Origin of the sequence: Herbaspirillum lusitanum (assembly GCF_026127345.1) — a bacterium.
GTDB classification, from domain to species: Bacteria; Pseudomonadota; Gammaproteobacteria; order Burkholderiales; family Burkholderiaceae_D; genus Herbaspirillum; species Herbaspirillum lusitanum.
The window spans coordinates 829,669-854,170 of sequence record NZ_QXFG01000008.1 but is presented as its reverse complement, the minus strand read 5'-3'; the positions used below and the strand labels follow the sequence as shown (position 1 = coordinate 854,170).

Annotated in this window: 13 protein-coding genes; 12 read left to right on the top strand and 1 reads right to left on the bottom strand. The window is 63.0% G+C overall.

Annotated features, from left to right (window positions below; all coding sequences use genetic code 11):
• The first annotated feature begins 126 nt into the window (after window positions 1-126).
• Complete coding sequence (locus DXT88_RS12195; RefSeq protein ID WP_265213730.1) at window positions 127-12,657, top strand: filamentous hemagglutinin family protein; 12,531 nt, start codon at window positions 127-129, stop codon at window positions 12,655-12,657.
• 76 nt (window positions 12,658-12,733) lie between these two features.
• Here DXT88_RS12195 and DXT88_RS12190 read toward each other — a convergent pair whose 3' ends face one another.
• Window positions 12,734-13,141: a hypothetical protein gene (locus DXT88_RS12190; protein WP_265213728.1), complete on the bottom strand. Its 408-nt coding sequence runs from the start codon at window positions 13,139-13,141 to the stop codon at window positions 12,734-12,736.
• A 530-nt stretch (window positions 13,142-13,671) separates the two neighbouring features.
• Between DXT88_RS12190 and DXT88_RS12185 the strand changes: the two genes are divergently transcribed.
• The 11 genes from DXT88_RS12185 to DXT88_RS12135 all read left to right on the top strand — a co-directional run bounded on the left by DXT88_RS12185 (window position 13,672) and on the right by DXT88_RS12135 (window position 24,434).
• A complete protein-coding gene (locus tag DXT88_RS12185) occupies window positions 13,672-15,243 on the top strand; it encodes a ShlB/FhaC/HecB family hemolysin secretion/activation protein (protein ID WP_265213726.1) in 1,572 nt (523 codons plus the stop codon).
• Window positions 15,244-15,297: 54 nt separating this feature from the next.
• The gene (locus DXT88_RS12180; RefSeq protein ID WP_265213724.1) at window positions 15,298-17,067 is read left to right on the top strand and encodes a DUF2341 domain-containing protein; all 1,770 of its coding nucleotides are present in this window, start codon (window positions 15,298-15,300) and stop codon (window positions 17,065-17,067) included.
• Between the two features lie 9 nt (window positions 17,068-17,076).
• Window positions 17,077-17,484, top strand: a complete 408-nt coding sequence (locus DXT88_RS12175) for an ExbD/TolR family protein (RefSeq protein WP_265213722.1) — start codon at window positions 17,077-17,079, stop codon at window positions 17,482-17,484.
• A 10-nt stretch (window positions 17,485-17,494) separates the two neighbouring features.
• The gene (locus DXT88_RS12170; RefSeq protein ID WP_265213720.1) at window positions 17,495-18,205 is read left to right on the top strand and encodes an energy transducer TonB; all 711 of its coding nucleotides are present in this window, start codon (window positions 17,495-17,497) and stop codon (window positions 18,203-18,205) included.
• 50 nt (window positions 18,206-18,255) lie between these two features.
• A complete protein-coding gene (locus DXT88_RS12165; RefSeq protein ID WP_265213717.1) occupies window positions 18,256-20,040 on the top strand; it encodes a putative porin in 1,785 nt (594 codons plus the stop codon).
• Between the two features lie 10 nt (window positions 20,041-20,050).
• Window positions 20,051-20,770, top strand: a complete 720-nt coding sequence (locus DXT88_RS12160) for a hypothetical protein (protein ID WP_265213715.1) — start codon at window positions 20,051-20,053, stop codon at window positions 20,768-20,770.
• A gap of 53 nt (window positions 20,771-20,823) precedes the next feature.
• Entirely contained in the window at window positions 20,824-21,762 is a 939-nt protein-coding gene (locus DXT88_RS12155) for a peptidylprolyl isomerase (protein ID WP_265213713.1), read from the top strand.
• An 88-nt stretch (window positions 21,763-21,850) separates the two neighbouring features.
• Entirely contained in the window at window positions 21,851-22,387 is a 537-nt protein-coding gene (locus tag DXT88_RS12150; protein WP_265213711.1) for a YbjN domain-containing protein, read from the top strand.
• A gap of 366 nt (window positions 22,388-22,753) precedes the next feature.
• The gene (locus DXT88_RS12145) at window positions 22,754-23,509 is read left to right on the top strand and encodes a S1 family peptidase (protein WP_265213709.1); all 756 of its coding nucleotides are present in this window, start codon (window positions 22,754-22,756) and stop codon (window positions 23,507-23,509) included.
• A 51-nt stretch (window positions 23,510-23,560) separates the two neighbouring features.
• Window positions 23,561-24,061, top strand: coding sequence for a YbaB/EbfC family DNA-binding protein (locus tag DXT88_RS12140; protein WP_265213707.1), 501 nt, complete (start codon window positions 23,561-23,563; stop codon window positions 24,059-24,061).
• A 139-nt stretch (window positions 24,062-24,200) separates the two neighbouring features.
• A complete protein-coding gene (locus tag DXT88_RS12135; RefSeq protein WP_407649317.1) occupies window positions 24,201-24,434 on the top strand; it encodes a hypothetical protein in 234 nt (77 codons plus the stop codon).
• Window positions 24,435-24,502 lie beyond the last annotated feature (68 nt).

The window sequence follows — 24,502 nt, the reverse complement described above, 5'->3', positions numbered from 1 at the left end:
TTGTAGAGACAGGTTGCGATGCAGCAGAAATGCCGCAGAACGCAACCGGCAAACTTTATCGGACGCAGCCGGCCGTTTGGGCGGATGGCTGCTCGGGGAACGATTCAGCCATCTACGGGACTCAACATGAATACACGCAGCCGCAGCGCGCACGCACGTATCGCTACACGCAACAACCGACGATACTTTCATCCTGCACCGCTGGCCCATGCAGTGGCCTTGATCATTGCTACCGGCGCGTGGCACAGCGCGCATGCGCAGCAGGCTTTCAGCAGCGCGTGGTTTGCCGCCAAGGGCGCAGCGCAAAGCACGGCAGCCAGCACCGGCTATCTTCCCAACGGCATGCCGGCGTCGTCGCTCACCAATCCGGCCTTGCAGCAACAGAAGGCCAACCAGCAGCTCCAGACTTCCCTCAATAACCTGACGCTCATTGCACGCGGCATCGCCGCCCAGCAAGCTGCACAGCAGGCCGCGCGATTGGCGGCGACGAACGGCGCCGGCGTGCCCGACGGCTTGGTGGATGGTGGTCTGAAAGTCGACACCGACAGCCTTACCAAAGGCTGGCTTAATGCCACCGCGCCGACGCAGACCACGGCTGACGGCAAGACCTCGGTCGTGATCCAGCAGACCGCCGAGAAGGCGATCCTGAACTGGGAAACCTTCAACGTCGGCAAGAACACCATCCTGAGTTTCCTGCAGCTGCCGCATTGGGCGGTACTGAATCGCGTCAACGATCCGCTGGCGCGTCCCAGCCAGATTCAAGGGCAGATCAAGGGCGACGGTACGGTGATGGTCGTCAATCGCAACGGCATCATTTTCAGCGGCAGCAGCCAGATCGATACGCGCAACCTGGTGGCGGCAGCGGCCAACATCAGCGACAGCCAGTTCACCACGGGGCTGTACGGCGCCAATCAGACCACCGCCAGTTTCACGGACGCCAACGGCAAATTGATCGTCGAGGCCGGCGCGCAGATCGCCACCAGAAATCCGGGCTCAGTCACGCAAGGCGGCGGCTACGTGCTGCTGCTCGGTACTGAGGTCAGCAATGCCGGCCAGATCACCACCAATCGCGGCCAGGCCGAACTCGCTGCGGGCGACAGCTTCATCATCCGCAAGGGTGTCGGCACCGACGGCAATACCATCTCGACCACGCGCGGCAACGAGATTGCCCCACAGTTCAACCAAGGCAGCAGCGCCGGCAAGGTCAGCAACAGCGGACTGATTGTCGCCCGCGAAGGCGACGTCACCCTGGCGGGACGCGACGTGCAGCAGAACGGCGTGGCCGTCGCCAGCACCACCGTCAATACGCGCGGCACCATCCACCTGCTCAATTCCGCCGGCGATGCGCAGGGCAAGGTCACGCTCGGCGCCGGCGCAACCACCGCCATTGTGATCGAGGACGACGGCGTGACGACCGCGCTCAACAGCCAGCGCGACGCCTTGATCAGCGAGTCCGCAGCGCAGGATATTCTGCGCGCGAATAGCGTCGCCGGGCGCTTCGACAATCTGGCGAAACTCTCCGATCGCCGCGATCAGTCGCGCATCGAAATCGTCAGCGGCGGTGACGTCGAGTTCCAGGGCGGTTCGACCACACTGGCCACCGGCGGCCAGATCGCCGTGAGCGCCGTCAAACGTAGCTTCGTCGCCGACAAGGCGACGCTTGACGTTTCCGGCACGGTGGGCGTCAACCTGGCGATGGACGTCAACAACATCAAGATCAATGTACAAGGCAACGAATTGCGCGATGCGCCGGGGAACCGCGACCTCGGTAGCCTGCTCAACGGCAATCTGTGGATCGATACGCGTCAGCTGATTTATGTTCCCGCAGGGACGGGCGGCTATGCGTCGGACCGCTGGTATACGGCCGGCGGTTTGCTGGAGGTCGGCGGCTATCTCGGCAACCAGGGACATCGTGCCGGAGAGTGGGCGGCGCAGGGCGGTTCGATCATGCTCGGCGGCGCCGAAGTCATCACGCAGGCGGGCTCCAGCGTTAACCTGTCGGGCGGCACGCTCAATGTCCAGACCGGCTACCTCAACCAGAGCTGGCTCAAGGGCGCCGACGGCCAGTTGTACAACGCCAGTACGGCTTCGGCGAACATGATGTACACCGGTGTCTACAAGGGTTTTGAGGACGAACACGTACGCTGGGGAAAGAACGCCACCGCGTATTACTACAATCCGCTGATCGGCCCGCAGCGGCTGTTGCAGAACGGTTATACCGTCGGCCGTGATGCCGGCCGGCTGATCATCAATGCGCCCACGGCCGTCATCGAAGGCAATATCGTTGCCGATGTCTACAACGGTCCCCAGCAAACCGCGGTGCGGTCAGTCGCCACAAGCGACGGCTACAAGCTGTCGCAGTCGAGCGCCGCGCGTGCGGCGCTGCTGGCGTTGGGAAACTATTCGGCGATCGGCAGGACCGATCTGTTCAATACCGACGTGCGCATCGGTGAAATCGCGCAGACCACGTTGGGCATGGGCGCCGGCGATGCCCTCGATCCCGCGCGCAACGGCACCGTCTGGCTCGATAGCAAACAGCTGAGCGCACAGGCGCTGGGCGGACTGGATCTCGGCACGCGCGGCGCCATCGTGATCGACCGCGCGTTGACGCTGGCCGACGGCGGCCAATTGAACCTGACCGGCGCCAACATCGACATCCGTGCCGACGTCGCCATCCATGGCGGTAGCCTGCGCGCGGGCAACCTGTTCTTGTCGGGGGTTGCCGGTTCGACCACACAGGTATTGACGCAGGGCGGCGCTTCGCTGATTGCGCTGCGTGATGGCGCCACGCTGGACCTGCGCGGCCGTCAGAGCAGCGCTGTGACAAGCGATGGCAATACGTCGGCTTACGTCGACGGCGGTTCGGTGGCGCTGGAATCCGCCAACGACGTCAGCATCGAACGCGGCAGCGTGATTGATGTTTCTTCGGGTGCGGCCATCCTGGTCAAAGGAAAACAAAAAGGCGGAAAGGGCGGCAATGTATCGCTGATTGCCGATTCTGCCGCATCAGGCGCCAGCAATGGCGGGGCGCTCCGGCTGGACGGCGAAGTTCGCGCTTACGGCGTCAGCGGCGGCGGCGCGTTCAAGATCGAGACAGGCAATGCCGTTGTGATCGGAGGCGATCCGGCGCTGACGCCGGCTGCGCTGAACATCGATGCGTCACGCCTGCAATCCGGTTTTTCCAGTATCGACATCAACGGCCATCAGGGTCTGGCGGTCGCGGCGGGCGCGCAGCTGGATGTCGCGATGCCGGTCTATCGTTTCAGCGGCAGCGATCAAGCCGGTGCGTTGCTGACTGTGTGGACGCCGCCGCAGCAGCAGGATGACGTACTCAATCAGCGCATCGTGCAACGCGCAGGCGCCGACCTGACGTTGCGGTCGCAACGGCGTCCCAATGAAGGCGGCGACATCGCCATCGGCGCCGGTGCAGTGATCTCTGTTGACCCCGGCCGTTCGATCAGCCTGCTTGGCGGCGGCATGAGCAATATCGTGGTGGATGGACGTCTCAATGCATGGGGCGGCAATATCGCCATCGGCATCGATTCGCCGTTGGCCACCAGCCTGCAAAGCACCTCGCAGCACGCGCATCAGCGCTCGATCTGGATCGGCGACAGCGCCGTGCTCGACGTCGCGGCGCGCGCGGTCACCGCGACGGCGGCGAACGGACGACGTTACGGCACGGTGCGCGACGGCGGCACGATTGCCATCGGCGGCACGCTGGACTGGGAAGGCAAAGGCGAAGCCAATGCATCCGATATCGCCGTGATCATTCGTTCCGGCGCATTGCTGGACGCGTCGGGAAGCAGCGCCGTACTGGATTTCCCGGCAGCGGGAAAAATGAATCAGGTCAATGTCGCCAGCAACGGCGGCAGCATCATTCTCAAATCGGCGCATAGCCTGTATCTCGACGGCACCTTGCGCGCTCGTGCAGGCGGCGCCGGTGCGGCAGGCGGTACCCTGGCGATTGCGTTGGAGAGACTTGCGTTCGCAAGCAATGCTCCGCCGGACGACGCCGTGCGCGCCCAGCGCGAATTCATTTTTTCGCAAACACAGCAGGGCAGCGGCTTGTCGCCGACATTGCAGCCGGGCCAGACCGATCCGGCGCTGGTCTATGGGACGGGACGGCTCGGCGTCGATCAAGTGGTCAATGGCGGGTTCGGCAATCTGTCGCTGCTGGTCGACGGCGCGCTGAGTTTTGCCGGCGACGTCAATCTGACGACGTCGCAAAGCATGCGCTTGTATGCCGGCAGCTACGGATTGGCGGAGACCGCGGCGGCCAACTCGCAGGTAAGACTGGCGTCGTCCTATTTGCGCCTGGGTGCGGCCACACGCACCGCCAAAGATTTTGAGGTGATGTACGGCGTGACCTGGCGCAACGGCGCCTCGACACGTTCCAGCGACGCCGTGTTCACGGCGACGGCGGATCTGATCGATGTCCGGGATCGTGTCGGATTTGGCGCGCACGGACAGATACGGCAACAGAACAACAGCCTGGTCGACGTCGATCAGCGCGGCTTCGATACGGTCGATCTGGTCAGCCGTGGCGATCTGCGCCTGCTCGGCGGTACCGCCGGACTCGGTTTGTCGGGTAGCCTCACGACTGAGTTGGCGACGACCGGCAACATGCGTATCACGGCGGCGCAGATTTATCCGGCCACCAACGCCAGCGCACAGATCATGGCGGGTTATGACACGGGCCGTGTGCTCGATATCCGGCGCTATGGCGGCACCAATGCGGCGGCGCCGTTCTCGGTATTCGGTTCGCTGATGCTGGGCGCCGACACTGTGCGCCAGGGCGGTGTCGTGCGCGCACCGCTGGGCAGCATCACGCTGGGCACGGACGGCCGCGGCGCTTCCACCGCACATGCGAGCCTGGTCGACTTGTTGCCCGGCAGTCTGACCTCGGTCAGCGGTGCCGGTCTTTTCATGCCGTATGGCGGCACCATCGACGGCGTGACGTATGACTATGCAGGCAAACCGATTGCCTTGCGGGCCCTGGGCACCAGCGGCATCACAATGAGCGCCGACAGTGTTGTCGGCCACGGCGGTTCGGTGCTTGACCTGTCGGGTGGCGGCGAACTGACCGGAGCCGGTTTCATCAGCGGCCGCGGCGGTTCCGTTGACATCCTCCGCACGCCGCTGGTCAACGCCAATCCAACTTCGGGCTTCAGCAAGTCCGGCAACGCCGTCTATGCCATCGTGCCGGGTTCAGGCGCTACCTATGCGCCGGTAGCGGCCGAGGCCGGCGCCGCCGATCCGATGATCGGCCGGCAGATCACCATCGACAGCGATGTCGCAGGTCTGAAAGCCGGTACCTATACGCTGATGCCATCGACGTATGCGCTGCTGCCGGGGGCATTCCGGGTCGAAGTGGGCACCGCGCTCACGCCGGGAGGCGGTGTCGTCGCGACCGGCAACGGCTCCTATGTCGCGTCGGGTTATCTCGGCGTAGCAAATACTGCAATACGTTCATCGCTGCCGAATCAACTGGTGCTGACGCCTGCCGACGCGGTGCGCAAGCAATCCACTTACAACGAAACCGACTACAACGCCTTTGTCGTCGCCGATGCGGCGCGGCGCGGCGGCATGCGCGGCGAGGTCAGCGACGACGCCCGCGGCCTGGTGCTGGACTTCGGCTATGTACGTCTCAAGCCCGGCGTACGCATGCTGCAATTCGACGGCACCGCATTGTTCAATCCGAAGGCAGGTAGCGGCGGCTTCGGCGGCACGCTGAGCGCCAAGGCTTACAACCTGGAAGTACTGGCGGACGGCGCGATGCCTTCGGCCGGCTTCACCGGCGCGTCCCTGTACGCATCGGACCTGAATTCCTTCAACCCGGCACGCATGATCCTGGGCGGATCGCTGGAGCTGCAGTATGGCGATAATTTCGCCACCTTCAAGGGCGACGCCGCCAGTCTTGTCGTGCGCAGCGGGGCGCAGTTGAGCGCTCCGGAAGTGTTCATGGTAACGGGCAGTGCATCCGGCGGCATCACCGTCGAACAAGGCGCGTCCGTCAGCACGCTGGGCCGTGGTGCAGCCGCTTACGACTCCAGCAACGGCGTGGTGTTTTCCGCAGGAGCGGCCAGCGTCCTCGGGTTGTCCAACGGCTGGATCAATCTGTTGCCGACCAACGTGCCCGGATCGAGCGGCGGCGCCATTGATGTCGGCGCATGCAACGGCGGCGCCTGCAGCGGCGCCGCGGCCTTGTACAGCGAAGGCACGCTGGCGATCGCCACCAACAAGGCGCTGACGATAGCCGAGAACGCACGCTACGGCAGCAGGAATCTCTTGCTTGCGGTGTCATCGCTGAACATGGGCAGCGATGCCGCGCTCGGCAACGCCGCGGCCAACGGCATGCTGCCGGCGGGCTTGTCGCTCAATCAGGGCGTGCTCAATCGTCTGCTGGCCGGCAATGCCGGCGTCGGCGTGCCGGCGGTCGAGTCGCTGATATTCAACGTGCGCGAGTCGGTCAACATGTACGGATCGGTTGATCTGGATACACGCAATCCGGTCAGCGGCAAGTCCTCGATCCAGCGTCTGGTGGTCGGTACGCCGGCGATCTATGGCTATGGTTCCGCGACGGACAAGGCCAACATCCTCACGGAAGAATTCGTCTGGACCGGCTCCACGTCGTCGCAGGTCGTCACCGGCACCGGCAACGGCTCCGGACAGTACACGCCGGACCTGCCGGGCGCAGCCATCGGCAGCCTGCTGGGTGACGGCACGCTGAATATTTCGGCACAGCGCATCGTGTTCGGCAACGGACCGAACTCGCAACCGCTGGCGGGCGTCTCCGCCGATCGCCTGGCGCTGGGATTCGGAGCGGTCAATTTCAACGCCGGCGAGCGCGTCACCGCCAACGGCACCGGCACGCTGAAGGTCTATCACCAGCAGGGTGCTTATGTTGCCGGCCAGGGTTATCAATACACTGGCGGCGACCTCAACATCGTCGCGCCGATGGTCACGGGTGAGGCCGGCTCGGTCAATCGCGTCACCGCCGGCGGCGCCATCGCGCTGTCGGCGCCGACGGGTGTTTCCACGGCGGCCAATAACGATGCGCTCGGTGCCGAACTGCAGCTGAACGGCCGCAGCATCAGCGTCAATACCGCCGTTGCCCTGCATTCGGGCAAGCTGTCGCTGAACGCCGCCGACGACCTGACGCTGGGCGCTGATGCGCACATCGATCTGTCAGGACGCGCCATCAGGTTCTTTGAACAGACCCGCTATAGCTGGGGCGGTGACCTGCTGCTCAACAGCACTAACGGAAATATCGTGCAGGGCGCCGGATCGATCATCGATCTCTCGGCGCAAAACAATCGCGGCGGCACCTTGAAGGCCACCGCGCTGGGCGCGGTGGCGGGCCACGTCGATCTGGCCGGCAGCATCCGCGGCGCGGCGAGCGGACGCTACGACGCCGGCGGCACCATCGTGCCTTACGACGCGGCGGAAGTGACCGTACGCGCGCAGACGCTCAACGATTTCGCCGGACTCAACGCCCGGCTCAACAGCGGCGACGTGTTCGGCGCGCGCCGCTTCCAGATCAAGCAGGGCGACCTGGTCATCGGCGACGAGGTCAAGGCGCGCCAGGTGGAAGTGACCGTCGATGGCGGCAAACTGACCGTCAACGGCCGCATCGACGCCAGCGGATTCCAGGTCGGCGCCATCCGGCTGTCGGCAAGGGACGACCTGACCGTCAACGGCGTGCTGGACGCCCATGCCACCGGCTTGCGGGTGGACAGCTACGGCAAGATCATCGACAGTGCCAACCGCGCCATCGTCGACCTGACCACCCAAGCCGGCATGCTCACATTGGGCGCCAATGCCGCGGTCGATCTGCGCGCCGGCACCGCAACCGCGCAAGGCAACGATGGTGCGGCGCGCGGCACGTTCAGCCTGAATGCGCCGCGCCTGGGCGGCAGTGCAGGCGGCGCGGGCGCCGGCGCCAATGATGTCGCTGTCACCGTCAACGGTGCGCCGCTCATCAACGGCGCCAAGACCATTGCCGTCAATGCCTTCCGCAGCTACGACGACGCGCCGCTGGCGCCGTTGCCGGATATCTCCGGCAATACGCCGCAACTGGTGACGCAAGCCTACCTGGACGGCATCGACGTCGACAGCCAGGCTTACATCAACGCAGCACTGGCGAACACCAATCTGGCCGGTCGCCTGGCAGGACTGGGAAGCTATCATCTGCGCCCGGGCGTGGAAATCGTCAGCAACAAGATCACCAACCCCGGCGGCGACCTGACAGTAGCGGGCGACCTGGATCTGTCCGGCTATCGCTACGGGCCGGGCGCCAACCGTCTCGATCCGAATCTGCGTGGCTACGGCGAACCCGGCGTGCTGGTATTGCGCGCCGGCGGCAACATCAATGTCTACGGCAGCATCAACGACGGCTTTGCGCCGCCGCCTGCGACACCCGACGACAAGGGCTGGTATCTGACCGAAGGCCGTAACGCCGCGGGCAGAGGCGAGACGCCGTTCGGCGGCGATATCGTGATCCCGGTCGATGGCATCGTGCTGGAAGCCGGCACCTTGTTCCCGAAGAATGCCACCCTCAACTACGACGTACCTGTCGCCGGCGCCATCCTGCCTGGCGGCACCGTACTACCGGTGGACGTTACGCTCAACGGCAGCCATACGCTGGCGGCCGGCACGGTGCTGGGCGCCAACGTCTACAACGCCGACGGCAGCGTCGCGTTGGCGGCCGGAACGGTACTGGGCAGCAATGTCGTCCTCAGCAGCGGTATGAAACTGGGCGCTGGCAATGTGCTGCGCAGCGACGCCGATGTCGCCGCACTGACCTGGCCCAAAGGCGTGGCGCTGCCGGTCGACATGACCGCCAGCAGCAGCGTTGCGCTGGCGCGCGGCGCCCTGATTCCCGCGATGACGAAGGTGGAACTGCTCAACGATGAGCCGGTCAGCCTGCGCCCGGCAAACGGCGGCGTGCAAGGCCGGAACTGGGCGGTGGCGCCGATGCTGGGTCAGGGTTCGAGCAGTTGGGGATTGCAGCTGACTGCCGGCGCCGATCTCGGCTCGGCGGATCGCCGCGCCGTGCTACCGACCTCCAAGGGATCGGTTGTGCTGGCCGATACGCATGCCATGACCAAGGTCGAAGTCAGTCTCGGCGGCACCGGACTGGTCTGGTCGGACGCTGCTGCGGATAGTGGTTTGGAGCCCGGCGCCCCGGTTGATCAACTGTATATCGACCTTGGAGTTTGCGATCCTGCAGGAGGAGGATTGTGTGCGATCGATCCCAAGCGCATCAGCTATGTATGGGGCGTTGACGGCACGAAGTGGGATCCGAGTTTCGTAGTGGGGCAACCGGTAGACCCTTTATTCATGGACTATTGCAGCTATAGCCCCAATTCATGTTCCCAGTTCATCAATCCGGTCAAGGACGTCACGGCTTACACCGTGCAGTCGCCGATGTTCAGCGTCATCCGCACCGGCAGCGCCGACCTGGGTATCAACGCGGCGCGCGACTTGCTCATGCAGTCGCCGTTCGGCGTCTACACTGCAGGAACGCGCTCGGCGGCATTGACCAACGGTGGCGGCGCCGATCCGTACAACCAGCCGCGCAGTCTCAAGAACGGCAGCCCGATTGGTATTCCTGCGGGAGATTACAGCGACGCGCTGGCAAGCTATCAGGCCTGGTATCCGGAGCAGGGCGGCAACCTGAGCGTGAATGTCGGCGGCGATGTGACCGGCGACACCTGGGGCGCGTTCAAAGGAGTCAAACGTTCGCAGACTCCAAGCGCCAGCGTCGGCAACTGGCTGTGGCGCCAGGGCACAGGCAGCACCGCCAGCGGTACGGAGGCCATCCCGACCGCGTGGTGGATCAATTTCGGCGCTTACGTGCCGTCCATCGATGTGGACTCGACCGATCCGTATCTGGTCGGCTTTACCGGATTCGGTACACTGGGCGGAGGCAATCTGAGCATTGATGCCGGAGGCAATGCAGGCATCCTGACGCGCCGCGGGGACGTGACCGGGGTGGCGTCGCCACGCAGCCAGGCGCTGGTGGCTGCGGTCGGCAGCACCGGCCGGGTCGGGGCGGATGGCACGCTGACGCTGACCGGCGGCGGCGATCTGCGCATTCGTGTCGGCGGCGCGGTGAACGCCAACACCTCTGTTTCGCAATACGGCAACAGCGGCGCCAGCATACAGAATCAGGACATCAACGGCGCGCTGATCAATCTGCGCGGAATGACCTCGCTGACGGCCGGCGCCATCGGCGGCATTCAGCCGCGTTACCGCCAATTGCAAGCGCAGGTGGCGGGGGCGGACGGCGATGCGGCAGACACCCGTTCCATTGATGCATTTACCTCAACCATCGCTCTTAGCGGCAGCGGCCTGACGCTGATGCCGGGCGACTCGGCAGTCTATCTCGACACGCTGGGCGACCTGGTGCTGGCGACCGCCGCCGACCCCGGTCGCGTGTTCAGCACCAACACAACGGCTTTCACCGCGGCAGGCAACCGCTATGCCGGCGGCGGCCAGAGCTGGTTCTCATTGTGGACGCCGCGCACGGCCGTCAATCTGTTCGCGGCTGGCGGCAATCTGACGCCCGGCACCGATGTCGCCAACCAGGGTTCTTCGATCGGCAACAGCAACCCTGGCGACATCGTGGTGGTCTACCCCTCGATTCTGCGTGCGACGGCGGCCACCGGCAGCATCTATTACGGTTACTCCGCCGCACCGGTATCGAACAGCACGCCGACGACGAAGTCGCTGGTGCTGGCGCCCTCAGCCAAGGGCGCACTGGAGTTCCTGGCGGGTAACTCGCTGTTCGGCGGTGCATATCCAATCAGCATGTCGGGCTCCGATGCGCCGCTGCCGACGCCGTTCAATCCCGCGTTTGCCGGCTTTGCCGCGAATGGCGCCCTGATTGCCGGATCGTCCAACCTCAGTCTGAACGGGACGCTCAGCCAGGATGGCGGCTACAGTGGCAAGCCTAGTCTGGGCGCTGCCAACAGCTTCCCGCTCTTCGCGTTCGGGCCCGATACGATCGGCTCCACCGCGTTGCATCTTGGCGATCCCTCGGCGGCGTTGTTCTACGCCGTCAACGGCGACGTGGTGGGGCTGAGCAACGGTAACGTGCAGACGTATACTCCTTATACCGAACGCACCATCCCGGTCTGGTATCGCTCGGCTACGGCAGCGCGTGTGCTGGCGGGACGCGACATCGTCAATGCCAACGGTCTGTTCGTGCACAACAACAGCACCGACATCTCGTTGGTGCAAGCCGGCCGCGACATCCTGTACGCCAATCTTCAGGTTGCCGGTCCCGGCACGCTGGAAGTATCGGCCGGACGCAATCTGCTGCAGGAAGGCAAGGCCAGCATCGTCAGTATCGGGGCATTGGTGCAGGGCGACAGCCGTCCCGGCGCCGACATCGCAATGATGGCGGGCATGGGTGCGGGCGGGCTGGATTTCTCCGCGATTGCGAAGCGCTACCTGAATCCGGCCAATCTGGCCGACGCCAACACGGCATTGGCCAGTCAGTCGGGCAAGGTCGTAAAGACATATAACGCTGAACTCGGTGTCTGGCTCAAGGATCGCTACGGCTTCCAGGGCAATCAAGCCGACGCGCTGGCGTACTTCAATGCGCTGGCGCCTGAGCAGCAACGCGTCTTCCTGCGGTCCGTGTACTACGCCGAACTGCGCGAAGGCGGTCGCGAGTACAACAATCAGGAAAGCCGCCGCTATGGTTCCTTCCTGCGCAGCCGCGACATGATCGCCACGCTATTCCCGGATCGCGATGCCGCCAGCAATGAGATTCGCCGCAGTGGCGACATCACGATGTTCGGCAACGCCGGCGTGCACACCAACTTCGGCGGCGACATCCAGATGATGGCGCCGGGCGGGCAAATCGTCGTCGGCGTTCAGGGCGAGGCGCCGCAGGCAAGCGCAGGCGTGGTGACGCAAGGCCAGGGCAATATCCAGCTGTTCAGCGAGAAGAGCCTGTTGCTTGGTCTTTCGCGCGTGATGACGACGTTCGGCGGCGATATCTTCGCCTGGTCGGAGCAGGGCGACATCAACGCCGGCCGCGGTTCCAAGACCACGGTACTGTACACGCCGCCCAAACGCGTCTACGACCAGTGGGGCAACACCGCGCTGTCGCCGCAGGCGCCGAGTTCGGGCGCAGGCATCGCCACGCTCAGTCCGGTGCCGGAGGCCAAGGCCGGCGACGTCGACCTGATCGCGCCCCTGGGCAAGATCGACGCGGGCGAAGCGGGTATCCGCGTCTCGGGCAACATCAACATCTTCGCACTGGAGGTGGTCAATGCGACCAACATCCAGGTCAAGGGCGAAGCGGCTGGGATACCGACGGTTGCGGCGGTCAATGTCGGCGCACTGAGCAACGCGAGTGCGGCGGCCAGTTCCGCAGCTGCGGCGGCGCAAGACACGGTGCAGCGCGCCCGCAATGAAGCACGCCAGGCATTGCCGTCCATCTTCACGGTGCGGGTACTCGGTTTCGGCAATGACGGCGGCGTCGGCGATGCCGCATCGCCGACCTCGTCAAACGGCGTCAAGCCAGGTTACGACCAGAACAGTTTTGTGCAGATCGCCGGACACGGCGACGAGATCAAGCCGGAACTGATGTCGCGCCTGACTGAAGCGGAAAAGCGCAAGCTGCGGCAGGACTGGTGATGAGGGAATGAACCGTTGACCTGATGTGGAAGAAAGCGGCGCCGGAGGCAATCGATCCGGCGCCGCTTTTTTGTTGTCAGCGCGGCAGCACGGGAACGGCCGGTGCAGCCGACGGGCGCTGCGGATACACCGAGGTGCCAAAGGTATTTCCCATGCGGTTGCTGGTGGCGGTGTAGTTGAACAGCCCGAGCTGATTGGACGGCTTGCCGACGATGGCCTCGGAAGTCATCTCAGGTGTTGGCTGTTTTTTTTCAGCCGCCTTTGGCATCAGCTTTTGCGTCAGGCAGTCATAAGACGGAATGTGCTCACCATTGACGACAACGTCGATGCAGGTCGCCGCATTTCCATTTGATGCAGCATCCGGTTCCGCGGACCATGCCGGTGCAGCGCTGCCGGCAAACGAAAAAAAGAGCAACGGCAGGATTATTTTCACGGTCATGATTTTCTTTCCAGTGTGGGTGTGCCGCCGCCCCGGATTGCACAACGCGAGCAGTGCGATTCGGATGATTTTTTTGCCGGCGTCGCGTCGGGTTTTGTCACAGAGAGGTCACGTCCTGCCGCTAGCATCTCGGCTCGTTACGTTCCCGAAATCGATGACCGCAGCATAGGCGATGTCGGCAAGGCTTTCAATCAAAAAGAGCAGTGCCGAGACATCGTCGAATAACAAAAACAAGCTCGTCCCGGTACGTGTCCGGCAGAGCGAAGGAATTCTCAGCGACGCGGTTTTTCGCCGCTCGCCAACGCCGCCGGACATTGTCAAAAAAAGAATTATGAACGTTTGATGACATTTGACGGTTCCGGCGCATGCCAATCGTCTATGCATTTAGACGCTGCATCGATACCGATCGACGGCATTGATGACAGATGCCGGCTTCGCCATCGCGAAGCAAGGCGCCGAGAAGAGTTGGATTAAGAGGGCTGGGTTCACATATGCATGAAGCAAACCGAAACAAACACGGATCGCCTGGCTGTCTGCGGGCGATATGCCTGGCAATGCTGGCGGCCGGAATGGGTATGGGAGTGGAGGGCGCCGCATCGGCCCAGGAGGCCGGCAATGCGGTCGCGCCACCGGCCGCTGCGTCGAGCGAAGACACGCGTCGCGTCGACATCAACGAGTACATCGTGCGCGGCAATACCGTGCTGGACGCGCGCAGCATCGAAAAGGCGGTTACGCCATTCCTCGGGCCGCAACGCACCATGAAGGACGTGGAAGGCGCACGCGACGCGCTGCTGGCGGCCTATAACGCCAAGGGTTATCAATCGGTGTATGTCGACCTGCCGGAGCAGCAGGTCACCGAGGGCGTGGTTTTCCTGCAGGTCAGCGAAACCAAGGTGGGCCGCGTGCGCGTGGTCGGCGCGCAATACAATTCGCCGCTCGAAGTGCGCGACCAGGTGCCGGCGCTCAAGGAAGGCGCGGTGCCCGATTTTACGCAAGCGCAGGTGGAACTGACCGCGCTCAATCGCGGCGCCAAACGCCAGGTGGTGCCATTGGTGAAGCAGGGCAGCGTTCCCGGCACCATGGACGTCGATCTCAAGGTTGACGACAGCAGCCCGTGGCGCGCCAGCGTCGGCGTCAATAACGACTACAGCGCGGACACCAGGCCGTTGCGCATGACCGGTTCGATCGGCTACGACAATCTCTGGCAGCTCGGCCACAGCGCCTCGCTCAGCTATTTCGGCACGCCGCAGGACATGAACCAGACCCGCGTCTGGTCCGGATCGTACAGCGCGCCGCTGCGCGGCACCAACTGGGCGATTGAAGCATCGGGCTTCATCTCCAACAGCAACGTCGCCACCGTCGGCGGCACCAGCGTGCTTGGCAAAGGCAATTCGATCGGCATCAAGGCGACTTACACGGTTCCCAATGCGGGAATCTGGTATCACGCTTTCGGCGCCGGCGTCGATTTGAAAAAGAACGATCAGTCGCTGCAACTGAACGGTGCAGGCGACACCGTGCCGCTGAAATATGCGCCGGTATCGCTGACCTATGCAGGCTTCATGCAAGGTGAGCGCAATCAGTACGGAATCAATTTCACGCTGCTCAACAGTACCAGCCGTTTCTTCGGCTACGGCAGCGACGATTCGCAGTTCGATTACAACCGCTACAAGGCGACCTCCAGTTTCCTGGTGCTCAAGCTTGATCTGAACGGCACGCATACGTTCAGCAACAACATGCAGCTCGGTGGCCGACTCAATACGCAAATTACCGATTCGCCGCTGGTCTCGGGCGAGCAGATTGCCGCCGGCGGTCTCAACTCCGTGCGGGGTTATCTGTCGGCAGAGGCCACCGGAGACTATGGCACTGTCGGTTCGATAGAGCTGCGTTCGCCGATGCTCAGCTACCTCAATCCGGTGGTGGAAAACTGGCGCATCTACACCTTCCTTGATGCGGCGCGTCTGAAGCTGCGTGAGCCGTTGCCGGAACAGGTTGACGTCTACACACTCGCGTCGGTCGGCTTCGGCAGCAGCTTTCTGATCAGCCAGGCAATCAGCGGTCGCTTCGATTTCGGTTACCCGCTCAAGAAGGGGCCCCGTACCCCCAACCATACCCCGCGGCTGAATTTCAGCCTCACGGCGACGTACTGAACGTCGACGCCTTCACTTAACTATTTTTATACGCGTTTTCGGAGATCCATTGTTATGCGACGTATCCTCTTTCTCATGCTCGCGCTGGCGAGCACCTTGTTGCCGAATCTGGCGCATGCCTGGTGGCAGCCCGACTGGGCATATCGCAAGCCGATCACCATCGACGGCGGTCCCAAAGGCGGCGCTATCGGCGGCGATGCCGGCCGCACGCCTGTGCTGGTGCGTCTGCATACGGGTAATTTCAATTTTCAGGATGTCAATGAGAGCGGCAACGACCTGCGCTTCGTCGGCGCCGACGACAAGACCGTTCTGAACTATCAGATCGAACAATTCGATCCGCTGCTGGGCATCGCCCTGGTGTGGGTCGACGTGCCAGCCCTGACGGCCGCGCCGCAACAGCTGTGGATGTACTACGGCAATCCGAAGGCCCCGGCTTACGGCAACGGCCAGCGTACTTTCGATTCCGACTACACGCTGGTCTATCACTTCTCCGAAGCCAATGTGCCGCCGCGCGACAGCACCGCCTACGGCAATCACGGCCAGACCGCCGTCGTCAGCATCGACGGCACCGTGATCGGCAAGGGCGCCAAGCTGGGCGGCGTGCCGCTAATGCTGCCGGCCACGCCTTCGCTGGAAATGACGGCAGGCGGGAAGTTCACCTTCTCGGCCTGGGTGCGTCCTGAAAAACTGGGTCCGAATCAGGTCATCTATTCCCGTCGCGGCAACGGCGCAGAGCTACTGATTGGCGTCGATGCAGGAGTGCCGTTCGTACAGGTCAACGGCAAGCGCAGCAGCCCGGGTCAACCGATCCAGGCCGGCCAGTGGTCGCATATCGCGGTCAAGGGCGACGGTCAGAACGTGGCGCTGCTGGTCGGCGGACGTCCTAGCGTGGCGCTGCCGGCAAGCTTGTCGGCGATGAACGCCTCGGCTGCCATCGGCAGCGATACCGAAGCCGGTTCGAGTATGGCGCCTTTTGCCGGCGCGATCGACGAAGTGCGTCTGTCGCGTGTAGCGCGTCCTGACGCCTTGCTGCTGGCCGATGCGGTCACGCAGGGCGGCGATTCGCATCTGGTTGCTTTCGGCGTGGATGAGAAGCAGGCCGGCAAGAGCCACTTCGGCTTCATCCTCGCGGCCATGCCGCTGGATGCATGGGTCGTGGTGATCGTGCTGGGTCTGATGATGTTCCTGTCGTGGGCCATCATGATCAGCAAGGGCCGTTTCTATGCAGCGACATCCCGCGCCAATGCGATCTTCATGAACCTGTTCCACGAAACCGCCGGCGCGTCTCTCGACCAGCTCGGTCGTAGCAACAAGGTGCCGGAACAGATCAAGCAGGATTCGTCGTTGTGGCGCCTGTATGACGTCGCCGTGGATGAAATGCGCCGCCGTCACGATCGCGGCTACGACATGACGTCGGTCTCGGCGGCAACCATCGACGCGATTCGTGCCGCCATGGACGGCGTCATGGTGCGCGAAAACGAACGCATGGCCAAGCGCATGATCTGGCTGTCCACCACCATCGAAGGCGCGCCTTACGTCGGTCTGTTCGGCACTGTCATCGGCATCATGCTGGTGTTCGTGGTGGCGGCGATGGCCGGCGCGGTGGATATCAACTCGGTGGCGCCGGGCATGGCGGCAGCGCTGCTCTGTACCGCCGCCGGCCTGGGCGTGGCGATCCCCGCGCTGTTCGGCTACAACTGGCTGGGATCGCGCGCCGACGCCATCGGCGCCGACATGGCGGTGTTCGTCGATGAATTCGCCACCCGCCTGGCCGAAGAGCAGGGCGACGGCCGCCACCTGCGTGCAGTGCAACTGCAGGCATAAGGGGCGATCATGGCGAGAGCGAAATACACCCCGCGCAGACGCACCGGCGGGATCAACATCACGCCCTTCGTGGACGTGCTGCTGGTGGTGCTGGTGATCTTCATCCTCACCAGCAACGCCAGCATTCCGGGCATCAAGGTCGATCTTCCCAAGGCCAGTGCTTCGGTTGCGCTGGAAAAGCCGAAGACCAAGGCAATCACGGTCGACAACGCCGGCCAGGTGTTCCTGGATGCGTATCCGGTCAGCTTGCCCGAGCTGGAAGAGCGCCTGCGCACTGAAAAAGCGCTGACGCCGGACTTCCCGGTCATCGTGCGCGGCGACGCCGCGGTGCAATATGCCAAGGTGGTGGAAGTCCTCGATCTTCTGCGCCGTATCGAGCTCAATCAGATCGGCCTCGTCACCGGCAAGCAATCGTGAGGAGAGCGTCGTGAAATTGAGTAGTGCGAATAACGACGCTCCGGCGACCACGCAGGCTTCCGGTTCGTGGCATCGCTGGAGCGGCATCGCCATCGGCGTAGTGTTGCTGGCCGCGGTCGTGGCGCTGGTTTGGTATCTCCTGTCGGGCGTCGCCAGCACCAAACGCGAAGTCTCTTCGCCACCGATGTTGATGCTGCCGCCGCCACCGCCTCCGCCGCCGGAACCTGAGAAATTGCCCGAGCCGACACCGGACAAGATCAAGCCGGAAGTCGCTCCCGAACCAAAACCGTCGGAACAGATGGAGTCGCCCAAGGACGATAGTCCACCTAGTCCTTCCAAGGATCTGGGCGATCCGGTCACCATCGACGGCGCCGCACAAGCGGGCAACGATGCATTCGGCATCCAGGCCGGGCGCGGCGGGGGCTCTACCGGCACCGGCGGCGGCATGGGCGGTTCGTACGGGCGCTATTTCGGTACGGCCTTGCAGCAAGCTTTCACCCGCGATCCGCGCACGCGTCAGTTGGCGTTCGACGACATCCGCCTCGACGTCACGCTCGATGCGGACGGCAAGGTTGTCAAAGCGACGCTGCTGCAAAGCACCGGCAATACCAAGATCGATGAAGCGATTCTGACGATGGTGCGCGAATACAAGGCTGACGAACGTCCGCCTGCCGCGCAACGCTATCCGATACATATGTCCATCCGCGGCCGGCGACCCTGAAACACCGCCATCGTCATCTTTAATTTGAAATTATTTGGGGAAGAAATGTAATGAACACACCACTCGACAAGAATGGTTTTGCCGCCCGCAAGCAGCATAAAAAGACGCTGCGCCGCGCCACGGTATTGGCCGGCATGTCTGCCGCCGCGTTGTTGCTGATGCCGCTGGCACATGCCCAGACGTCGCCTTCTTCTGAAACCGCGATGGTGCGATTGATTCGCGGCCTCATCGAGAGCGGCGCCCTGAAGAAAGATGTTGGCAATGCACTGCTGGCGCAAGCGCAGACCGAAGCGATCGCCGTGCAGCAAGCGCAGCGTCAGGCTGTTGCTGCCGCCGCACCTGCAGCCGCAGGGCGTAGCAAGATCGAACCGGGCGATGTGCGCGTGCCCTACATTTCTGCCAGCGTGCGAGATCAGATTCGCGATGAAGTCAAAGGCGAGATCATGGCGCAAGCCAGGAGTGAAGGCTGGGCTGCACCGAACGAAACGCCGGAATGGACCAAGCGTATCCGTGTCGAAGGGGACATGCGCTTGCGCGGCGAGTCGCGCTTCTATTCCGCCAACAACAGCAACATCGAAACCGATTGGCGCGGCATCAACTCAGGTACCGGCTACGACGTCAACTCAAATACCAACCTGGCATTGCCGCAACTGCTCAATACCAACAAGGATCGCGCCAATCAGTTGCGCATCCGTGCACGCCTGGGGATCTTCGCCGACATTTCGGAGAGCACGCAGGCAGGCTTGCGCCTGGCCAGCGGTAGCGACGACAGCCCGGTCTCGACCACGCAGACCCTGGGTGGCGGTCTGGGCAAGAAAAACGTCTGGCTGGACCAGGCTTGGCTGTCCTACAAGTTCAACGAAATGGTCAAAGTCACCGGCGGTCGCTTCGGCAATCCGTTCATGTCGACCGACATGTTGTTCTCCAATGATCTGAATTTCGACGGCCTCGTCGCGCAGTACGACAAGACGCTGGCGAACAAGGATATTTCGGTGTTCGGCACGCTGGGCGTGATCCCTCTGGAATATTCGTCCGACAGCAGCCCGAGCCGCAGCCAGACAAAACTGTCGAGCCAGAACAAGTGGCTGCTCGGCGCACAGGTCGGCGCGCAGTGGAAGCTCGACAACGAAAATCGCCTGCGCGGCGCCGTGGCCTACTACGACTTCAAGAACATCAGCGGCCGCACGTCGGATTCGTGCACATTGTATGCCGGCGCCGATGGCTGCAACACCGACTGGTCGCGCCCAGCCTTCATGCAACGTGGTAATACGCTCATGCTGTTGCGTACCATTGCGCTTGATCCGACCAGCCCGGCCAACACGCCGCAACCGCAATACGTCGGCCTGGCATCCAAGTTCCAACTGCTCGATCTGAACGCGCGCTGGGATACACGTATCGCCGGCGGCTACGGCTTCCGCCTGGACGGCAATTTCATCCGCAATCTGGCATATGACGAAAACGAAATGTTCCGTCGCGCCACGGTCGGCATCGTCAACAACGGCGGCACTGCGCAACCGGGCGTACGCGGCGACTTCAAGAGCGGCGCCAATGCCTACATGCTGCAAGCCACACTGGGCAACCCGGCACCGGCAGTGCAGGGCGAGTGGAACGTGCTGGCCGGCTATAAGCGCATCGAACCCGATGCGCTGCCGGATGCCTACAACGATTCCACCTTCCATCAGGGCGGCACCAACGCCAAGGGCTATTACCTCGGCGGCAATTACGCGATCGACAAGAACACGCAATTCTCGGGACGCTGGTTCGCAACCAAGTCGGTGTATGGCGCGCCGGTATCGATCGATACCTTGCAGCTTGAAGTGAACACGCGTTTCTAAGGAGGCAAGAATGTCATCAGGTTTGCATACCTCCGGCCGCATGAGCACGCTAGCCGCAGCCGCTCTGCTGATGCTCACGGCGAGTGCCGTCTGCGCGCAGCAGGGACAGAGCATGGAAGAACGCCTGCGCAATCAGTTGCGTATCACCACCACGCAGTTGCAGGAAGCGCAAAACGAACTGGCGGTACTCAAAGCCGGGAAAACGTCGCCCGCCGCCGGTGCAAGGAATACCCCGGCGGCGGAGGCCGACAACGTCAAGAAGGAACTCGCCGAAGCCAGATCGCAACTTGCGGCTGAACGCCGCGCACGCGAGAAGAGCCACGATGCCACGCAAGCCGCCCTGGATAAATCCAACGGCCAGAGCGCGCAGTACCGCAACGCGTACGAAGAGTTGCTGAAGCTGGCGCGTGCGGCGGAAACAGAGCGTCAGCGTCTGGCCCAGGCCACAAAGGCGCAAGAGGCGGCAATCACGCAATGCGAAGCGAAGAACACCCAGCTCTACACGGTCGGACAGGAGATCTTGCAGGCGTATGAAACGATGGACCTCGGCACCATCATGTCGGTGCACCAGCCGTTCGCCGCGCAGAGCCGGGTGAAGTATGAGCAAATCGCACAGCAATACGGCGACAAGCTGTATGAGGGGCGTTTTGATCATCGCACCCCAGTCACGCCGGCGGCGAGCGCCGAAACGACGCCGGCAACTGTTCCCGCGTCGACGCAATCGCGCTGAGCAACGCAAGTGTCCGCTTCCAGCAAGAAAGTACTTTTAAAAAGGATGAAAAAATGAAACCAGTCAAATTCAACGCGCAGTACATTCGTCCTTGTCTGCACGGCATGGCCGCAGTCCTGCTGGTCGCCGTGTTCGGCAGCGCCGGTGCCCAGACCAAGGGGGCTGACAAGCCGGTCGCCAGCCTGGGTCAGGTCAGCGTGCCGCAAGCCGAGCTGGAACGCATGCTGCAAGCCTTGCCTCCGGACGAACGCACGGCCGTCAAGAACGATCGCGCCGGGCTGGAGAACTGGCTGCGCCAGCGCGTCACCAGTGAAGCCGTGTTGCGGGAAGCGCGCAGCAAGGGCTGGGCCGAACGTCCGGAGATCAAGGCGCGCGTCGATGCCGCCGTCAAGGAAATCACCAACCGCCTGGTGGCCACCAGCTTTCTCGAATCGATGACGCAGGTGCCGGCTGATTATCCGTCCGACGCCGACATCAAGGCCGCTTACGAACAGAACAAGAGCACCTACAACCTACCGGCCGCCTATCGCGTCGCGCAGATCTACCTGTCCACATCGGCCACTGATGCGGTCGGCAACAAGAAAGTTGCGGAGAAGGCAAAACGTCTTGCCGTACAGGCGCGCAACGGCGATTTCGCCGCCCTGGCCAAGACCGAGTCGCAGGACCAGAGCAGCGCCGCCCGCGGTGGTGAAGTCGGTACGTTGGCATTGACAGACATGCTGCCGGAAGTCCGCGAAGCCGTCGCCAAACTCAAGGCCGGCCAGGTCAGTGAACCGGTGCAGGCGGCTGCCGGCATCCACATCGTCAAGTTGCTGGAAGCTCAGCCGGCGCGAACTGCCACGCTGGAAGAAATGAAACCGCGCCTGCAAGCAGCCTTGCGCCAGCAGCGTCAGCAGCAATTGGTGCAAGCGTATCTCTCAGGCCTGGCGCCGGCCGATCGCATGAACATTGATACGGCCACGCTGGACGCCGCGCTGCAAAAAGTGAACTGATCCATGCCGCTGTACCCAGCCCGTACAGAGGCGGGGCGCGGCGAAACAGACATTGCCGTTTTTCTCAATTTTTATATCAGGATCGACCATGAAGAAATCAACCGACATCGCAGCAGCTACCGACCTCTCCGAATTGCTCGTCGCCGTGACGCCGGAGCAGGTATCCGAGGCCATCAAGTCAGCCGGCTGTTCGGTGACTGCACTCGAACACAACGGCGTGGCGCATCTGCATAGCGCCAGTCAGGGCGTCGGCTTCCAGGTATTGTGGGGCAATGCCGCTGCGCAGCAGGGACAGTTCATCGATTTCACCATGAGCTGCCCCCTGCGCGTACAAGGCGGCGTCCTGCCTCCGGGCCTGATTGCCGAATGGCACCGCAACAAGCGTTTTGCCCGCATCGTGGAACACGGCGAAATGATTGCGCTGGAGATGGATGTCATCGTCGCCGGCGGCGTCAGCAAGGGCAACCTCAGCATGACGTTTCAGTTGTGGACGCAGATGATGGGGCAGTTCTTCCTGCATCTGCGCAATTTCGCCGCGCAAGAGGCTGATGCCGTGCCTGCCGCGGAAGCGGCACAGGCGGTCGCTGCGGAACCGCGCGCACTGGAAGAAGCCGACGCCGCGTAACGTCGTTCAACCGGGAGCGCGCCGCGTTCCCGGCCGTGCTTCCCCACCTGCCTCGTCTTTGTTTCGATCCCGTCCTCTCGTCATGGCAACGTCATGTTTGTTCGCTATGCTGCCCGTCTGCGGTTACGTACTTCGCGTAACTTGTTTTCCTGCCCCCACATGAATATCGTATTCAATCGTCTATGCCGACCAGGGCCGCCACCTGCTTTTCCAGACTCTACGGCGCCGATGCCGTGGCGTTTCGCAAGAGGAGACGCCACGATCGATAAAGAAGCATGAAACTGCTGTGAGAAAATGCCGCAACATCCGTGCGCGGCCCTTGGGCCGACGCATGTACAAGCGGCAAGGGGAGCAGGGCGGAACAACATGAAAAACATTTCGGGAGATAGCCGGCGCGCCGCCCGGTCGACGCGGTTTTGGTACATGCTGGCGGCGGGCTGCCTGCTCTGTTTATCCTGCAGCGCTGCTCCGGCGGAGAGTATCGAGGCGCAGGCCAGCGGTATATTTCTGAACGCCGACGGCGATGTGCTGACGGCCAGGCATGCGGTCTCCGGATGCCGTTCGCTATATGTGGTCAAGGATGGAAAAGTGGTGATGGCGATCTTGCGTGCGGTCAGCAACGAGGACGACGTCGCAGTGCTGGCCACAGCGCTCAAACCTTTTCTGAGTGCCGTGTTCCAGCGTTCAGCGTTGCCGCCAGAGCGCAGCGTGGCGGTATTTGCCGAAGCCTATTCGCGCTTGTTGCGCCTGCCTGACCGGGCTCGCACCTTGAGCAATGCGATCACGGTGCCGGAAGAGGGCGGCGAACTTCAACTGCTGTCCGGCGTGAAGCCCGGCGCCAGCGGCAGTGCGGTGCTGGGCGCCGGCGGCCTGGTATTGGGAATGGTGGTGGAACGTGTCGCTGGCGCCCTTTCCGGTGCGGGCGTGGCGCAAGCGCATGTGCGCAATCCGGCGCAAACAGGCGCCGCCACGCTGGTGAAGGCATTGCCGGCGGCGGCCATCAAGCATTTTTTACGCGCCGCCAACGTCGGCTTTGCCGAAAGCGATACCGCGCAAATCAGCGCGCAGCAGTCGCCCGCCGCACGCGCCTTCACCTTGGGAGCCGGCGTCATTTGCGGGTAATTTGCGCAGCTATGATCAAGCCCTGAGGTACTTCATTTGACAGAGACAAATATGCAAAAATTTTCGCAGCTGGAGAATCGCCCCGTGCCGCACCGGGCCACCCGATGGCATGCCGGTCTCAAGTTGATCCGGCGCATCGGCGCCGGCATCGGCATTGCCGCCATGCTGGCGCCGGCCGAAGCGCTGCCCGCACAGCCGGTGCAATCCCAACAACCACCTCAGCACTGGATCAGCTATGCGCAACTCGCAAGCAACCAATTTTCTGCGTGGCTCAGCGATCCCGCCGACGATGCAGTCGTGCGTTTGCACGGCTGGATGCAGGAACGCTTGCTCAAGGACGGCCAGGCATTGCCGCCGCCGCTGGTGACGCGCGTGTGGGTCGCGCCGTCGGGCAAGGTCGAGCGGCTGGAATTTTCCTCGCTCGGCAATGCCCAGGCCGACGCCGATCTGCGCACCTTGCTGACGGCCCAGCCTTTATCGGAGCCGCCGCCGCCGGACATGCGACAGCCGATGGTATTGCAGCTGTCGCTGGATTTTCCGCAAAAGCAGTAGCCGGCACCGCTATATGCCGCGTCTTCACCGATTTCGATGCTTCGCTTCCGCATGACACCATCGGTCTTGCTGGTCTTGCCAGCCTTGTTTTTCGCGTTGCCGGCGGCATGCCCAGACCGGCGGCGTCGATTCCGGCGCCATGTTGCCAAAGGCGTCGAGCACCGTTGCGCTGAAACCCGCGCCCGACTTCACGCGGCTGGTCAAAACCTACGGCGGCGCGGTGGTGAACATCAGCGCGGTGCGTGAGGCCGGACTGCGTCGTGAAGGCAACGTACCGAGACAAGATCGCGTTGACGAAAGCACGCTCGGCTCCGGCTTCATCGTAGGCGCCGACGGCTACATCCTGACCAATGCGCACGGCAACGGTTGGTAAACAAAATAAACATTGGATGTAATTTTACGAGTCCCCAATGTCATATGTTCATGTTTCTCTAGGTAGCT

Coding starts and splice junctions, on each gene's coding strand:
- DXT88_RS12165 (WP_265213717.1), top strand. CDS start 18,256: ATGAACACACCACTCGACAAGAATGGTTTTGCCGCCCGCAAGCAGCAT.
- DXT88_RS12175 (WP_265213722.1), top strand. CDS start 17,077: ATGGCGAGAGCGAAATACACCCCGCGCAGACGCACCGGCGGGATCAAC.
- DXT88_RS12140 (WP_265213707.1), top strand. CDS start 23,561: ATGCAAAAATTTTCGCAGCTGGAGAATCGCCCCGTGCCGCACCGGGCC.
- DXT88_RS12145 (WP_265213709.1), top strand. CDS start 22,754: ATGAAAAACATTTCGGGAGATAGCCGGCGCGCCGCCCGGTCGACGCGG.
- DXT88_RS12160 (WP_265213715.1), top strand. CDS start 20,051: ATGTCATCAGGTTTGCATACCTCCGGCCGCATGAGCACGCTAGCCGCA.
- DXT88_RS12180 (WP_265213724.1), top strand. CDS start 15,298: ATGCGACGTATCCTCTTTCTCATGCTCGCGCTGGCGAGCACCTTGTTG.
- DXT88_RS12150 (WP_265213711.1), top strand. CDS start 21,851: ATGAAGAAATCAACCGACATCGCAGCAGCTACCGACCTCTCCGAATTG.
- DXT88_RS12135 (WP_407649317.1), top strand. CDS start 24,201: ATGTTGCCAAAGGCGTCGAGCACCGTTGCGCTGAAACCCGCGCCCGAC.
- DXT88_RS12195 (WP_265213730.1), top strand. CDS start 127: ATGAATACACGCAGCCGCAGCGCGCACGCACGTATCGCTACACGCAAC.
- DXT88_RS12185 (WP_265213726.1), top strand. CDS start 13,672: ATGGGAGTGGAGGGCGCCGCATCGGCCCAGGAGGCCGGCAATGCGGTC.
- DXT88_RS12155 (WP_265213713.1), top strand. CDS start 20,824: ATGAAACCAGTCAAATTCAACGCGCAGTACATTCGTCCTTGTCTGCAC.